This is a genomic window from Streptomyces sp. MP131-18 (assembly GCF_001984575.1).
In the GTDB taxonomy this organism is placed as follows: Bacteria; Actinomycetota; Actinomycetes; order Streptomycetales; family Streptomycetaceae; genus Streptomyces; species Streptomyces johnsoniae.
Map to the genome: position 1 here is coordinate 1,604,866 of NZ_LZNS01000001.1, position 15,654 is coordinate 1,620,519.

The 15,654-nt window shown below is 73.2% G+C and carries 12 protein-coding genes; 2 read left to right on the top strand and 10 right to left on the bottom strand.

Annotated features, from left to right (window positions below; all coding sequences use genetic code 11):
* Positions 1-144: 144 nt before the first annotated feature.
* The 6 genes from STBA_RS07025 to STBA_RS07050 form a co-directional block, all read right to left on the bottom strand.
* Complete coding sequence (locus STBA_RS07025) at positions 145-1,107, bottom strand: carbon-nitrogen hydrolase family protein (RefSeq protein WP_077058410.1); 963 nt, start codon at positions 1,105-1,107, stop codon at positions 145-147.
* 548 nt (positions 1,108-1,655) lie between these two features.
* Positions 1,656-2,540: a homocysteine S-methyltransferase gene (gene mmuM / locus STBA_RS07030; protein WP_077058411.1), complete on the bottom strand. Its 885-nt coding sequence runs from the start codon at positions 2,538-2,540 to the stop codon at positions 1,656-1,658.
* Positions 2,537-3,460: an LLM class F420-dependent oxidoreductase gene (locus STBA_RS07035; protein ID WP_077058412.1), complete on the bottom strand. Its 924-nt coding sequence runs from the start codon at positions 3,458-3,460 to the stop codon at positions 2,537-2,539. The genes mmuM and STBA_RS07035 overlap by 4 nt, the downstream gene beginning before the upstream one ends.
* 88 nt (positions 3,461-3,548) lie before the next feature.
* Positions 3,549-6,233 carry a BTAD domain-containing putative transcriptional regulator gene (locus tag STBA_RS07040; RefSeq protein ID WP_077058413.1) on the bottom strand — a complete coding sequence of 895 codons (2,685 nt, stop codon included), beginning with the start codon at positions 6,231-6,233 and terminating at the stop codon, positions 3,549-3,551.
* Positions 6,234-6,269: 36 nt separating this feature from the next.
* On the bottom strand, positions 6,270-7,634 hold the full coding sequence (locus STBA_RS07045) for a TRAM domain-containing protein (protein WP_077058414.1): 1,365 nt from the start codon (positions 7,632-7,634) through the stop codon (positions 6,270-6,272).
* A gap of 40 nt (positions 7,635-7,674) precedes the next feature.
* Positions 7,675-9,696 carry an APC family permease gene (locus STBA_RS07050; RefSeq protein WP_077058415.1) on the bottom strand — a complete coding sequence of 674 codons (2,022 nt, stop codon included), beginning with the start codon at positions 9,694-9,696 and terminating at the stop codon, positions 7,675-7,677.
* Between the two features lie 83 nt (positions 9,697-9,779).
* Here STBA_RS07050 and STBA_RS07055 point away from each other — a divergent pair, with 83 nt between their 5' ends.
* The gene (locus tag STBA_RS07055) at positions 9,780-10,442 is read left to right on the top strand and encodes a TrkA family potassium uptake protein (protein ID WP_077058416.1); all 663 of its coding nucleotides are present in this window, start codon (positions 9,780-9,782) and stop codon (positions 10,440-10,442) included.
* A gap of 13 nt (positions 10,443-10,455) precedes the next feature.
* A complete protein-coding gene (locus STBA_RS07060; protein WP_077058417.1) occupies positions 10,456-11,154 on the top strand; it encodes a TrkA family potassium uptake protein in 699 nt (232 codons plus the stop codon).
* Here the strand turns inward: STBA_RS07060 and STBA_RS07065 are convergent.
* From STBA_RS07065 to STBA_RS07080, 4 genes are read right to left on the bottom strand one after another with little or no spacing between them, the layout of a single operon-like run.
* Positions 11,151-11,912: a DUF3159 domain-containing protein gene (locus STBA_RS07065; RefSeq protein ID WP_077058418.1), complete on the bottom strand. Its 762-nt coding sequence runs from the start codon at positions 11,910-11,912 to the stop codon at positions 11,151-11,153. The two genes, STBA_RS07060 and STBA_RS07065, sit on opposite strands and share 4 nt — an antisense overlap.
* 4 nt (positions 11,913-11,916) lie before the next feature.
* Complete coding sequence (locus STBA_RS07070; protein ID WP_107484991.1) at positions 11,917-12,306, bottom strand: OB-fold nucleic acid binding domain-containing protein; 390 nt, start codon at positions 12,304-12,306, stop codon at positions 11,917-11,919.
* 39 nt (positions 12,307-12,345) lie between these two features.
* A complete protein-coding gene (locus tag STBA_RS07075; RefSeq protein WP_077058420.1) occupies positions 12,346-13,026 on the bottom strand; it encodes a response regulator in 681 nt (226 codons plus the stop codon).
* Complete coding sequence (locus tag STBA_RS07080; protein WP_077058421.1) at positions 13,001-15,559, bottom strand: sensor histidine kinase KdpD; 2,559 nt, start codon at positions 15,557-15,559, stop codon at positions 13,001-13,003. Before STBA_RS07080 ends, STBA_RS07075 begins: the two co-directional genes overlap by 26 nt.
* Positions 15,560-15,654: the final 95 nt, after the last annotated feature.

Consider the following 15,654-nt stretch of genomic DNA (forward strand, 5'->3'; position numbering starts at 1 on the left):
GCCTAGAACCCGGTGTCGGTTGCTCACCCTGGCCGGCCGCAGGGCAACGGGCCCGAGAGCCGCGTTCACGCCGGGCCATCCCCGTGGTGGACCGGCGCGCGGGGACCGCGGTGCGGGTCGGCCGGAGCGGCCGGCCCGCGGTGTTCAGCGGGCCGGTTGCCTCCCCTCACTGGTGACGCGGACGAACGGATCGGCGGCGGCCGGATCGGTCAGCGAACCGTAAACAGCGGGGCGGCGGAAGGAGTTGCCCCAGGTCTCGCGCCTGCGGTAGGAGCGCAGGGCCCCGAGGTCGAACACCGCCGGGTAGACACCGGCGGCCTCCCCCGCCTCCACCACGAGCATGTCGCGCGCCCCTTCGGGACCGAACGCCATGCCGTCGAAGGCCACGGAGTGCCCCCAGCCGGGCCCCGCATAGTTCGCCATGGCGACGCCGACCATGTTCTCGTACGCACGCGACTGGAATTGAGCGATCCGATTCCGTTCCAGATCACAGGCGTTGGGCGTGAGAATGATTTCCGCCCCGGCGAGCATCAGCGCCCGGGCGCTCTCGGGGAACTCGCGGTCGTAGCAGATCATCGCGCCGATCCGGACCTCGCCGACCGCGGTGTCCAGCGTGCATACCCCGAAGGAGTCGCCGGGTGTGAGAGCGGCTTCCGGGACGGAGAACGCGCAGGTGTGCACCTTCGCATGGGTGAGGACCGGTCGGCCGTACCGGTCGATGAGCGAGACGGAGTTGCGCGGCGGCCCGTCCCAGGCTTCGAGATAGGTCAGCGCGATGGCCATGCCCAACTCGGCGGCGAGCGAACGGAAGTGGGCGACGAACGGCGAGTCCGCGGCGACGGGCTCGCCGCGCCAGACCACACGGTGGTCCGGCACCTCGACGGGTGCCGCGCCCCGCCACAGGTCAGGGTGCCGGTACACATTCTCCGCGGCCCCGCCGAAGGGGACGGCGGTCTCGTAGCCGTTGCTCCACATCTCGGGGAACAGCGCGATGTCCGCGCCGAGCGCCTTGGCCCGGCGGCAGGCGGCCTCGCCCGCCCGGCGGTTGGCGTCGAGGTCGTGCCCCGGCGGGTCGAGCTGGAGCAGGGCGATGGTCAGTGCAGGCATGATGCAGACTCCTTCGTGGCTGGCAGTGGCGGTCACGAAGGAGCGGCGGGGGTCCCCTGGCGCGGGGACGGCGTCAACGCATGCGTTCACTGTAATGCGCCCAGCCGGAGGGCATGGGCATGATTACTCGTCGGCCGCCTCACCCGAAGGCCCGGCGCACGATCCGCACGCGCAGACGTTCCGGGTCGCCGGCTGACGGCGGAGGCACGGACCGCGCCCGGCCCATACGCGGGGAGGCGGGGTCGCCGCGCGCGGTCCGTCGGAGGGGATCGGGACCTCTGCCCTGCACAGCGGGGGTACCGGCTCCTGCTCCCACCGGGGAGTCTGCCGGAAAGTCACTCGTACTCCAGCAGCGCACAGACAATTTCAGTCGCGATGTGTGTTGACTCAGCTACCAAACGATGAATTTCTCGACTCACGTGACGCTACTGCCACCTGGCCGCACGGACCCCCCTCCGCCACGTACCGGACAAAACGGAAGGCTTGCAACACGACCGGAAATCACGGCCGGGTGCACGTGCCGAAGCGCCAGGCCCCGGAGAACTTCGTCATGAGTCATCCGCCGCGCCGACCACGGCCGCCAGCTCCGCGATGCCGCGCGGCCCCACCCGGCAGCAGCCGCCGACCAGCCGCGCGCCCGCCGCACACCACTCCCCCGCCAGCGCGGCGGGCCCCGCGGCGGGGCCGCGCCACGTGCGGCGCGCGGCGTCCCACCCCTCGCCGCTGTTCGGATACGCCACGGCCGGCTTCCCCGTGACCGCGACCGCCAGTCCGACCGCCTCGGCCACCTCCCGCGGCTGACAGCAGTTGACACCCACCGCCACCACCTGTTCCTCCCCCGCCGCCACCGCGAACGCCTCCGCCAGCGGCTGCCCCGCCCTGGTACGGCCGTTCGCCACCGTGTACGACAGCCACACCGGCACCCCGCAGCCGCGGGCCGCCGCGAGCAGCGCCTCCGCCTCCCGCACATCCGGCACCGTCTCGAGCGCCAGCACGTCGGGGCCGGCCGCGGCCATCGCCTCGATCCGCGGCCGGTGGAAACGCACCAGCTCCGCCCGGCTCAGCCCGTAACGGCCGCGGTACTCGCTGCCGTCCGCGAGCACCGCGCCGTACGGCCCGACCGAGGCCGCGACCCAGCGCGCCCCCGCGGCCCTGGCCAGCCGCACGCTGTCGCCGAACAGCCGGACCGCGGCGGCCCTGCCGATCCCGCGGCGGGCGAAGCCCTCGAACGACGCCTGGTAACCGGCCGTCGTCACCACCTGCGCGCCGGCGCGCACATACGCCGCGTGCGCCCGCACGATCTGCTCCGGCTCCTCGGCGAGCACCCGCGCCGTCCAGAGTGCGTCGCGCAGGTCGCAGCCCTGGTCCTGAAGCTGGTTGGACAGGCCGCCGTCCAGGACCAGGGGGTGCGCACCGAGCCGGGGGAACGTCACGACAGCTGCGGCTTGACCTGTCCCGCGATCAGTTCCAGATGCGCCAGGTCGTCCAGGTCGAGGATCTGGAGGTAGATCCGCGAGGCGCCGATCTCCGCGAAGCGGCCGATCTTGTCCACGACCTCGGCGGGCGAGCCCGCCAGCCCGTTGCGCCGCAGCTCGTCCACGTCCCGGCCGATGACCGCCGCCCGCCGGGCCACTTCGGCATCGTCCCGGCCGACGCACGCCACCAGCGCGTTGGAGTACACCAGGTCGTCCGGCTTGCGTCCGGCCTCCTCCGCCGCCCGGCGCACGCGGTCGAACTGCGCCGCGCTGTCCTCGGCCGAGGCGAAGGGAATGTTGAACTCGTCCGCGTACCTGGCGGCCAGGCGCGGCGTGCGCTCCTTGCCCATGCCGCCGACCAGCACCGGCACCCGCGACTGCACGGGCTTCGGCAGTGCCGGCGAGTCCTCGATCCGGTAGTGCTCGCCGTCGAAGGAGAACGTCTCGCCCTCCGGGGTGCCCCACAGTCCGGTGATGATCTCCAGCTGCTCCTGGAGCCTGGGGAACTTCTCGCGCGGGAACGGAATCCCGTACGCCGCGTGCTCGGCCGCGAACCAGCCCGCGCCGAGGCCGAGCTCGACGCGCCCGCCGGACATGGCGTCCACCTGGGCGACCTGAATGGCCAGCACGCCCGGCAGCCGGAAGGTGGCGGCCGTCATCAGCGTGCCGAGCCGGATGCGGGAGGTCTCCCTGGCGAGCCCGGCCAGCGTCAGCCAGGCGTCGGTGGGCCCGGGCAGCCCGTCGGCACCGCCCATCTGCAGATAGTGGTCGGAGCGGAAGAACGCGTCGAAGCCCAGGTCTTCCGTGGCCTTGGCGACGGACAGCAGGGTGTCGTAGCTTGCGCCCTGCTGCGGTTCGGTGAAGATACGCAGATCCATGGACCCCATTCTCCGCGCTCGGGAAGGAGGGGCCGAGGGCGGGATCACCCGGCGCGCCGGACCGCCGCCGCCCGGCCGCCCTCCGCGCTCAGATCACCGAGTGCTTCTCGTCCATCCGCACCCGCAAATGGCTGTTCTCGCGGTGGTTGAGGTCTTCGAGCACCGCGCGCGCCTGCATCTCCTCCAGGTGGGCCGCGGACTCCCGGCCCAGACCCCGCAGCGCCGCCGCGAGCCAGGTGCGCTGCTGCGCCACCACGAACGGGTCGAACGGCTGCTCGGCCGCATGCCCGAGCGCCCGGTCCACCCAGCGGGCGGCCTCCTCGAACTCGCCGACCTCCAGGTGGTATTCGGCGAGCACACCGGCGGCGATGGTCCGTTCGTAGGGCAGCGGCGCCGTCTCGTAGTTGCGCGTCAGCAGGCGGTGCGCCGCCGCGTGATTGCCGAGGAACAGCTGGCAGCGGCCCAGATTGTTGATGATCTGCGGCTGGAACTCGCCGATGCCCGCCGCCCGCACCTCCGCGAGCGTCCGCTCCGCCACCTCCACCGCCTCGGCGATCCGCCCGGCCGAGCCGAGGCAGGGCACCAGGTTCAGCGTCGTGGCCAGCGCCTCCGCCCGCTCGCCGACGGAACGGAAGAGACCGATGCTGCGCCGCAGCAATGCCCCGCCCTCGTTGCCGCGGCCCTGCTGCCCCGCGGCCTTGCCCAGCTGCCCGAACGCCACCGCCTGGGCGAACCGGTCGCCCCTGCGCCGCCCGACCTCCAACGCCAGCTCGCACAGCTGCCGCTGGGCGCGCCAGCACAGCCGCATCCCGAAGTAGCTCTCCAGCGCGCGCACACTCTCCAGCGCGAACGTCGACAGCGGGCGCCCGCCCAGCTCGCCGCCGCCGTCGTACTCGGGCGCGGCCAGCTGGCGGGCCAGCGACAGCACGTCGTCCAGCGCCTCGTCCGCCCACGGCAGCGACTCGTCCACCGACGTGAACAGCCGCCCCTGCGGGTAGCGGTCCGCGCCCGCCTGGTAGCGCCTGCGGTAGTGCTCGGCCAGCGCCAGTGGCCCGTTCACCCGGTGCAGCGAGCCCAGGTACCAGCGCGCGAGCTCCGCGAGCCGCGCGGTGATCCGGTCATGCGGCACCCGCGCCGCCTGCCACGCCGCCGCGGCGCGCACCAGGTCGTGCAGCGCGTACACACCGGGCCGCGGGCTCCCCGCGATCTGCGCATCGGCCAGCCGGTCGAGTGCCTGCCTGGCCTCGGCGGCGGAACAGCCGACCAGCGCGGCGACAGAACCGGCGCTGAACGACCGGACCGCAGCGGCGCCGAGCAGCGGGAACATCGCGGCGGCCCGCTGGTCCTCCGGCTCGCGCGAGGCGGCGAGCTGGTCGATGCTCACCATCAGACTCGCCCGCAAATCCAGGTCGGGCGCGGTCAGTTCGTCCATGCGCCGCCGCTCGTCGGCGAGCACGGCCGTGAAGTCCGCCACCCGCCAGCACGGCCGCGCGGCCATCCTGGCCGCCACGATCCGCAGCGCGAGCGGCAGCCGGCCGCACAGCTCGACCAGCTCCTCCCACTCCGACCGGGTACCGCGCTCCCCGGTCCCGCCCGCCACCGAGCGCAGGAACGTCACCGCCTCCTCGGTGGTCAGCGGCGTCAGGTGCAGGTGGTGGCCGCGGTGCAGCCCGGTCAGCGCCGTGCGGCTGGTCACCACGGCCGCACAGCCCGGCTCCGTCGGCAGCAGCGGCGCCACCTGCGCCGCGTCGAGCGCGTTGTCGAGCAGGATCAGCACCCGGCGCGCGTGTAACTGCTCCCGGTAGAACGCGTCGGCGGCGTCGGCGTCCTGCGGCACCTCCTTGACCGGCGTGCCGAGCGAGGCGAGCAGGACGCGCCGCGCCTCCGCCACGTCGAGCGGCACGTTCCGCGGATCGGCACCGCGCAGGTCGACATACAGCAGGCCGTCGGGGTACCGGTCCTCGACCTCCCGGGCCGCGCGGACCGCAAGTGTCGACTTGCCGACTCCGCCGGGGCCGTCGATCAGGCAGACCGCGGGCGCGCCGAGCGCGCCGCCGAGCCACCCCCTGATGCAGCCCAGCTCAAGAGCGCGGGCGACGAACGTGGCGCTGCCGGGCGGGAAGACCGCCCGGTGCGCGGCCTGCCCGCCGGGATCGGCGGGCAGGCCGCCGCCGGCCGACGCGTCGAGCGCCAGACGGCGCAGGCGCAGGCGCGACGGGTGGGCGCGCGCCTGCGCCACCAGCTCGTCGGCGATCTCGGCGTGGCGGCCGAGCGCGATCAGCAGCTCGTACCTGTCCTCGGCGGCGCACAGCCGCAACTCGTCGAGCGCGGGCAGCTCGTTCGCGCGCAACGGCCCCTCCGGCAGGCCGTCGAGGGGCGTGCCGCGCCACAGCGCCAGCGCCTCCGACAGCGCCCGCTCGGCCCGCCGCGGATCGGCCGTGCCGACGGTGCGCGCCAGCCGCAGCGCCTCGTGCACCCGGCCGACGTCCGTCTCGGACGGCTCGACGGCCAGCAGGAACGCGCCAGGCAGGGTGCGCAGCCGCCCCGCGGGCAGTGCCCGGCGCAGCCGCCGCACGTAGTCGCACAGTGTCGCCCCGGCGCGTGCGGGCTGCCGCACGCCCCACAGGCGAGCGGCCAGCTCGGGCCCCGGCACCTCCTGCCCGGGGCGCAGCGCGAGCGCGGCCAGGAGCGCGCGCAGCCTGGGGGCGGTCACGGGCAGCGGGGTACCGTCGTCCGCCGCCACCTCCAGCGGGCCGAGGAGCCTGATGTCCAAGGGAAACCCCCACCGCCGACGCCGTGGACCACCACTCTACTGGGCGGCGGGCGGGGATTTGAGGGGCTGGAGCACGGCGACGCACTCCAGGTGGTGGGTCATCGGGAAGAGGTCGAACGCCCGCAGGAACCTGGGCACATAGCCGGCCGCGCGGAAGTGCGCCAGGTCGCGCGCCAGCGCCGCCGGGTCGCACGCGACGTAGGCGATGCGCCGGGCGCCGAGTTTGGTGACGCGCTCCACCACGTCGCGGCCCGCGCCGGCGCGCGGCGGGTCGAGGACGATGAGGTCGGCGCTGGTGATTCCGGTACGGGGCAGCACCTTGGACACCGTGCCCTGCTCGACGCGGACCCGCGGGAAGTCCGCGAGATTGTGCCGGGCGTCCTGGACGGCCCGCCCGGAGACCTCGATGCCCAGCACCGCGCCGCGCTCCCCCAGCCGGTCGGCGAGCGCCCCGGCGAACAGACCGGCCCCGCAGTACAGGTCGAGGGCGGTTTCGCCCTTGCGCGGAGTGAGGCCCCGCATCACCGCGTCCACCAGCAGCCCGGCGGCCTCCCGGTGGCCCTGCCAGAAGCCGCCGCCCGACACCCGCCAGGTGCGGCCGTCGGCGCGTTCGCGCACGAACGCCCGGCCGTGCACCCGGTGTACCGGCGGCTCGCCGCCGCGTTCGCGCCCCTCCTCGGCGCGCATCACCGACACCGGCCGGTCCAGCTCCACCAGCGGCAGCCGGTGGCCGGGACGCGGCGTGAGGACCACGAGCCGGTCGTTCGAGCCGGTGGCCGCCGCGGCCTCGACGGAGGCGATACCGGGCCAGGTGCGCCGTTCGATGCCCAGCTCCGTGACGCCTTCTGCGGCGATCAGGCAGCGGTCGACGGGCTCCACCTCGTGCGAGCGGTGGCGGCGCAGCCCCGCGCGGCCGTCCTCGTCGACCGCGTACTGCACGCGCGTGCGCCAGCCCGGGACCTCGCCCGCGCCGGCCTTGTCGCCCGGGGCGGGCTCGACGGTGCCGTCCCAGCCGGCCTCCTCGGGGGTCAGCCCGGCGAGCGCCCGCAGCTGCTCGGCGAGGACGTCGGCCTTCAGCCTGCGCTGCGCGCCCGGCTTGACGTGCTGCCAGTCGCAGCCGCCGCAGCGTCCTGGCCCCGAGAACGGGCAGGGCGCGGGGACGCGGTCCTTCGCGGCGTCCAGCACGCGCACGGCGTCGGCGCGCAGGTAGCGGGAGTCCTCCCGCCCCTCGGTGACGCGCACGACCACGCGCTCTCCCGGCAGGGTGTGGCGGACGAACAGGACCCGGCCCTCCGGGGTGCGGGCCACGCAGTGCCCGCCGTGCGCCACCGGGCCGATCTCGACCTCGTACTCCTGGCCCACCAGGGAGGCGGCCTTGGGCGAGGGATCTGCGGTGGGCATGGGGGGGTGCTCCGAACGTCGGCGACAGCGGCGTTCCAGTCTACGGGCGCCTGATCCGGTGCCCGTGGCCGCGCCGGACGGCGCCCGGCACGTGCAGCGGGTGGCGCCGCCCGATGCGGGCGCGGGCGGCCTCGGCCGAGTGCAGCTGCCAGGGCACGGAGGTCACGGTGACGCCCGGGGTCAGCAGGAGCCGCGCCTTGAGGCGCAGCGCGCTCTGGTTGTGCAGCAGCGTCTCGTACCAGTGGCCCACCACGTACTCGGGAATGATCACGCTGACGACGTCGTCGGGGTGGGTGTGCCGCAGCTTCTTGACGTAGAGGACGAAGGGGTGGGTGATCTCGCGGTAGGGGGCATCGAGGATTTCGAGCGGCACGTCGATGTGCCGGCGCCGCCAGTCCTCCGTCAGCCGCCGGGTGTCGTCCGGGTCGATGGCGATGGTGACGGCGGTGAGACTGCCGGCGCGCAGCAGCTTGGCGTAGGCGAGGGCGCGCAGCGTCGGCTTGTGGACCCGGGAGACCAGGACGACGGCGTGCACCTGGGAGGGCCGCATGTCCAGCCGGTCCTCCGGAACGTCCACGGCCAGTTCGTCGGCGACCCGTTCGTAGTGGCGTCTGATCGCCGTCATCACCGCGTAGAACAGGGCCATGCCGAGGAGGGACACCCAGGCGCCGTGGCTGAACTTGGTGAGCAGGACGATCACCAGGACCAGCGCGCACAGCGCCGCGCCGAAGCCGTTGAGCGCCCGCACGCGGTGCATGCGCCGGCGCGCGGCCGGATCGCGCTCGTCGGCGAGCAGGCGGTTCCAGTGCCGCACCATGCCGCTCTGGCTGAAGGTGAACGAGACGAAGACCCCGACGATGTACAGCTGGATCAGCTGGTTGGCGTCGGCCCGGAACGCGACGACCAGCAGGGCGGCCGGCAGCGTGAGGAACACGATGCCGTTGCTGTAGGCGAGGCGATCCCCGCGGGTGTGGAGCTGGCGCGGCAGGTAGCGGTCCTGGGCGAGGATGGAGCCGAGGACGGGGAAGCCGTTGTAGGCGGTGTTGGCGGCGAGGAAGAGGACCAGCGCGGTGGCCGCGGCCAGGCAGAGGAACGGCACGGAACCGTCGCCGAGGACGGCGATGCCGACCTGCGCGATGACCGGGTCCTGGTGGTGGGCGGCGCCCGCGGGCTCGCCGTCGATCAGCAGGTCGCGGGCGGGGTCCTCGGCGAGGCGGACATCCGTGTGGAGGGCGAGGGCGACGATGCCGGCGAACATGGTGGTGGCCAGGGCGCCCATCACGGCCAGCGTGGTGGCGGCGTTGTGACTTCTGGGCTCGCGGAAGGCGGGCACCCCGTTGCTGATGGCTTCCACCCCGGTGAGCGCCGCGCAGCCGGAGGAGAACGCACGAAGCAGCAGGAACCCCATGGCCAGTCCGGAGAGGCCGGTCTGCTGGGGAACGATCTCGTACCCGGCAGTCGGCGCGCTCATCGTGTCGCCGAGCACGAGTGCACGGAACGCGCCCCAGGCCACGGTGCCGAGGACGCCGATGACGAACGCGTAGGTGGGGATGGCGAACAGCCGTCCCGACTCCTTCGCCCCCCGCAGGTTCATCAGCATCAGCAGGGCGATGACGGTCAGCGCGCTCAGCACCTGGTTGTGCTGCACGAAGCCGACGGCCGAGCCCAGGTTGTCCACCCCGGCCGAGACGGACACCGCGACGGTGAGCACGTAGTCGACGAGGAGGGCGCCGCCCACCGTCAGCCCCGCGCGGCGGCCGAAGTTGCCCGAGACGACGGCGTAGGCGCCGCCGCCGCCCGGGTAGGCGTGCACCGTCTGCCGGTAGGACGCCACGACGGTGATCATCAGCAGGACGACGGCCGCGGTGATCCAGGCGCTGTGCGGGTAGGCCGCCACCCCGGCGATGGACAGGACGAGCAGGATCTCGCCGGGGGCATACGCGACGGAGGACAGCGGGTCGGACGCGAACACGGGGAGGGCGATGCGTTTGGGCAACAGCGTCTTGCCCAGGGAGTCGCTGCGCAGGGCACGGCCGAGGAACAGCCGCTTCGTGCGATCCATGCGCTCACGGTACGTGAGCAACGGACCGCAACCGGACAGTTCGGCACCCCGACCGGTAGCGTGGTCCGCAGCGAAGGAGGCCTATGCACATCGTCATCATGGGCTGCGGCCGGGTCGGCGCGACCCTGGCCCGGATCCTCGAGGAACGGGGACACTCGGTCGCCGTCATCGACCGCGACCCGACTGCGTTCCGCCGGCTCGGCTCCCGGTTCGGCGGGCGGCGGGTGACCGGCCTCGGCTTCGACCAGGACACGCTGCGCGAGGCGGGCCTCGCCGACGCGGGCGCCTTCGCCGCCGTGAGCAGCGGCGACAACTCCAACATCATCGCCGCGCGGGTGGCGCGCGAGGTGTTCGACGTGGAGAACGTCACCGCCCGGATCTACGACCCGCGGCGGGCCGAGGTGTACGAGCGGTTCGGCATCCCGACGGTGGCCACCGTTCGCTGGACGGCCGACCAGATGCTGCGCCGACTGCTGCCCGCGGGCGCCGAGCCGCTGTGGCGCGATCCGAGCGGCGGGGTGCAGCTCTCCGAGGTGCACGTGGCGGCGTCCTGGCTCGGGCACCGGGTGAGCGCGTTCCAGGAGCGGACGGGCGTGCGGGTCGCGTTCCTGACCAGAATGGGCGAGGCGATGCTGCCGACCGCGCAGACGGTGCTCCAGGAGGGCGATCTGGTGCACGTGATGATGTACAGCGATCAGGTCGCCGAGGTGGAAGCGGCGTGCCTGCTCGGCCCGGCGGATTCGTGAAGGGAAGCGCCGCATGAGAGTGGTGATCGCGGGGGCCGGGGCGGTGGGCCGTTCGGTGGCGGCGGAGCTGCTGGAGAACGGGCACGAGGTGCTGCTCATCGACAAGTCGCCCCAGGCGGTCTCGGTGGAGCGGGTGCCCGAGGCGGAATGGCTGCTCGCGGACGCCTGCGAGATCTCCGCGCTGGACGAGGCCGCGCTGGAACGCTGCCAGGTGGTGATCGCGGCCAGCGGCGACGACAAGGTCAACCTGGTGGTGTCGCTGCTCGCCAAGACGGAGTACGGCGTGCCGCGCGTGGTGGCCCGGGTCAACCACCCGAAGAACGAATGGCTGTTCAACGACGCCTGGGGCGTGGACGTCGCGGTCTCGACGCCGCGTCTGATGTCCGCGCTGGTGGAGGAGGCGGTGAGCATTGGCGACCTGGTGCGGCTGATGCGCTTCAGCCAGGGCGAGGCCAATCTGGTCGAGCTGACGCTCCCCGAGGGTGCCGCGCTCGTCGGCACCCGGGTCGGCGAGGTTGCCTGGCCGCAGGACACCGCCCTGGTCACGATCATCCGCGGCGCCCGCGTCCTGATCCCCGACCCGGACGACGCCCTGGCCGCGGGCGACGAGCTGCTGTTCGTGGCGGCCCCGGCCAGCGAAAGCCGACTGGAGGACCTGCTGTCGCCCCGCGGTCAGAAGAGGCCCCGCGAAGATCTGAACGACAGGGCCTAGTCTCCGGCCTGGACCTGGGGCGGTGGGCCGGTGGCGGGCTCCGGGTCCTCCGGGGCCGTCCCGGCCTGTGCGGCGGCCTTTTCCCGCTTCTCCCGCGCCTCGCGCTCCTCCCACTCCGCGATCACGTCGATCGGGGCGGGGGCCTTCACGAGGATGATCCAGGTCAGGTAGACCGCCAGCAGGAACGGCGGGATGCCGAGTGCCACCCGCAGCCAGCCCAGCTGGGTGGCGTCCCCCCAGAAGTAGATGGGGAAGGTGATGGCCGACTTGGCGAGCAGGATGGCGCCCCACACGTAGCTGGCCTTCGTGTAGGCGACCTTGCGCCCGGGGTTGCGGGTGCGCCACGAGAGGTTTTCGCGGAAGACGGGGCCGAGGACCAGCCCGAGCAGCGGGACGCCCGCGAGCGAGGTCACGACGTACGCGACGCCCAGACCGAGCGTGTACAGCATGCCGGGCAGATAGAAGTTCTTCGCGTCGCCCGACATCATCGCGAAGACCGCGCCGAACGCCACACCGAAGACACCCCCGAAGGCGTGCTTCGCGGTGTCCCGGCGGATCAGCCTGGCCAGGGCCAGCACCGCGGACAGGCTCAGCGCGAGGACGGCCGAGACGTTGATGCTCCGGTTGATCGTATAGCTGAGGACGAAGATCAGGCCGGGAACGGTGGTCTCCACCATGCCGCGGACCCCGCCGAACGCCTCGAAGAACGCGGCCCGGGTCGCGGCCTCGTCCACCTCTTCCGGTGCCCCTGCGTTCACTCGGCTACTCCTCTTCCCGCGGTTGCAGCTGGTATCGGGGATTGAACAGCACCGGGCGGCCCTGTGTCACCGCGATCCGCCCGACGGCGACCAGCGATCTGCCGGGCTCCACGCCGGCGATGGCACGCCGCCCCAGCCAGACGACGTCCAGGAAGGCGGTGCCGTCGTCCAGCTCGGCCTGGAGTGCGGGCATCCCGGCAACCGTCCGCTCGGTCACCGTACGCAGCGTACCGCTCACCCTGACGACGCGGCGGTCCACGGCCTCCCCGGCGCACTCGCGGATACGGGTGCAACCGGCGTCGGGCGGCTCCGGGTCCGGCGTCAGGTCGTCCCCGCCACCGGGCTCGGAACGTCCGAGCAGCCGCCGCAGCCAGCCGCGGCCCTCCGCACCCATGCCATCAGCGTAACGTGGCCGCGCCATCCGTCTGCTCCGTCAGCGTTCGAAGCGGTAGCCCATGCCGGGCTCGGTGATCAGGTGCCGGGGCGCCGAGGGGTCGGCCTCCAGCTTGCGGCGCAGCTGCGCCATGTAGACCCGCAGGTAGTTGGTCTCGGTACCGTACGCGGGGCCCCAGACCTCCTGGAGCAGCTGGCGCTGGCTGACCAGCCGCCCGGTGTTGCGGATCAGGACTTCGAGCAGGTGCCACTCGGTGGGGGTCAGCCGCACGTCCCTGCCCCCCCGGTGGACCTTCTTGGCCGCGAGGTCGACGGTGAACCCGCCGGTCTCCACGACCGCCTCGTCCTCGGCAGAGCCGGGCTCGGCCCGGCGGACCGCGGCTCGCAGCCTGGCCAGCAGTTCGTCCATGCCGAACGGCTTGGTGACGTAGTCGTCCGCGCCCGCGTCCAGCGCCTCCACCTTCTCGTCCGAGGTGTGCCGCGCGGACAGCACGATGATCGGTACCCGCGTCCAGCCGCGGATGCCGGTGATGACCTGCACGCCGTCCATGTCCGGCAGGCCGAGGTCGAGGATGACGACATCCGGGTGCCGGTCCGCGGCGAGCCGGAGCGCGGACGCGCCGTCCGCGGCGGTGTCCACCTCGTACTTGCGCGCCTTGAGGTTGATGACGAGCGCGCGGAGGATCTGTGGCTCGTCATCGACTACGAGCACCCGGTGCATGGGCCGCCTTCCGTTCCGTCTGTCGTGCCGTGGGCAGGGTGATCACCATGGTCAGCCCGCCGCCGGGGGTGTCCTCGGCGTCCAGCGTGCCGTGCATCGCCTCGACGAAGCCGCGGGCGACCGCGAGGCCGAGCCCGACGCCGTTGCCGCGGGGCGTGTCGCCGTGCCGCTGGAACGGCTCGAAGATCCGGTCCTTGTCGCTGTCGGGAACGCCGGGTCCGCGGTCGACCACGCGCACCTGGACCTGCTCGCCCAGCGCGTCGGCCCGCACCAGCACGGGCTTGCCCGGCGGGCTGTACTTCACGGCGTTCTCCACAACGTTCGCGACGCTGCGCTCCAGCAGGCCGGGGTCGGCGGCGGCGAACGGCAGCGATTCGGGGATGTCCAGCTCGACGACGCTGACATCGGACAGGCCGCCGAGCGCGCGCGGCACGACCTCGTCGAGGTCGATCTCGCGCAGCAGCGGCTCCACGGTGCCGGTCTGGAGCCTGGACATGTCCAGCAGGTTGCCGACGAGCTGGTCGAGGCGGTCGGCCCCCTGTTCGATGCTCTCCAGCAGGTCCGCCTCGTCCTCCTCCGACCAGGCGACGTCGTCGGAACGCAGACTCGACACGCTCGCCTTGATGGCGGCGAGCGGCGTGCGCAGATCGTGGGAGACGGCGGCGAGCAGGGCGGTGCGGATGCGGTTGCCCTCGGCCAGCTTGTGGGCGCGTCCGGCCTCGTCCTTCAGCCGCTGGCGGTCCAGGATGGCCGCCGCGTGGGCGGCGAACGCGGTCAGCACCCGCCGGTCCTCGGCCGGCAGGACCCGGCCCGAGAGCGCCAGCATGGTGTGCTGGCCGATCGGCACGTCCACGTCGGCGTCGTCCGGCGTGTTGACGGGCTTGGCGCCACCGTTGACGGAGACGCTGCCGACGCAGGCCCACTTGCGCCGGTCGAGGTCGCGTTCGAGCAGCGCCGCCGTCTCCATGCCGAAGGTCTCCCTGGCGCGTTCCAGCAGCGCGCCGAGGGTGTCGTCGCCGCGCAGGACGCTGCCGGCCAGCAGCGTCAGCGTCTCGGACTCCGCGCGCAGCCGCGCGGCCTGGTGCGTGCGGCGGGCCGAGCGGTCCACGACGGTCGCGACGGCGACGGCGATGGCGAAGAAGACGACGATGGCGACGATGTTGTGGCCCTCGGCGATATCCCACTGGTGGGTGGGTCTGGCGAAGTAGTAGTTGAGCAGCACGGTGCCGAAGGTCGCGGAGACCAGCCCCGGCCAGAGACCGCCGACCAGGGCGGCGAGGACCGTGAAGGACAGGAACAGCAGCACGTCGCTGGCGAACTCGGCGCCCGGCGACGGCTCGGACAGTGCCCAGGTCATCAGCAGCGGCCCGGCAATGCCGATCAGCCAGCCGCTGAGCGTGCGGGAGCGGCCCAGGCGCGCGCCGCGCGCGACGGGCAGGCCGCGGCCCTTGGCCACCTCGTCGTGGGTGACGATATGCACGTCGATGGAGCCGGACTCGCGGGCCACGATGGCCCCCACCCCGGGCCCGAAGATGTACTGCCAGGACTTGCGGCGGCTGGAGCCGAGCACGATCTGGTTGGCGTTGACGCCGCGGGCGAAGTCGAGCAGCGAGCCGGGCACGTCGTCGCCGATGACGTGGTGGAACGTGCCGCCGAGCTGCTCGACCAGGGTCCGCTGGGCGGCCAGCTCGCGCGGCGAGGCCGAGGTGAGGCCGTCGGCCCGGGAGATGTACACGGCGAGGATCTCGCCGCCCGAGCCCTTGGCCGCCATGCGGGCGGCCCGCCGGATCAGGGTGCTGCCCTCGGGCCCGCCGGTGAGGCCGACGACGATGCGCTCCCTGGCGTGCCAGGTGGAGCGTATGCCGTGCTCGTTGCGGTACTGCTGTAGGTAGGCGTCGACCCGGTCGGCGGTCCACAGCAGGGCCAGTTCGCGCAGCGCCGTGAGGTTGCCGGGGCGGAAGTAGTGGGCGAGGGCGGCGTCCACCTTGTCGGGGGCGTAGATGTTGCCGTGGGCCATGCGCCTGCGCAGGGCCTCGGGGGCCATGTCCACCAGCTCGATCTGGTCGGCCCGCCGGACGACCTCGTCCGGGACCGTTTCGCGCTGGCGCACACCGGTGATGGACTCCACCACGTCGCCCAGCGACTCCAGGTGCTGGATGTTGACGGTCGACACCACGTCGATCCCGGCGTCGAGCAGCTCGTCGATGTCCTGCCAGCGTTTGCCGTTGCGCCCGCCCGGCACGTTGGTGTGGGCCAGCTCGTCCACCAGGGCGACCTTGGGCTCCCGCTGGAGCACGGCATCGACGTCCATTTCGGTGAATACGCTGTCGCGGTACACGACCTCCCGCCGCGGCACCTGCTCCAGGCCGTGCAGCAGCACCTGGGTGCGGGGGCGCTCGTGGTGCTCCACGAGCGCGACCACGATGTCCGTGCCACGCTCCGCGCGCCGGTGCGCCTCCGAGAGCATGGCGTACGTCTTGCCCACTCCCGGAGCGGCCCCGAGGTAGATCCGCAGCTTGCCGCGTCGTGCCATGACTCCATTCTCGTCCCCCCGCCGCGGATCACCCGGCGATCGGGTGCCGGGCGGCCGTCAGGGTCCCGTATGAAATGCGCCTGCCCCGGCCCCGG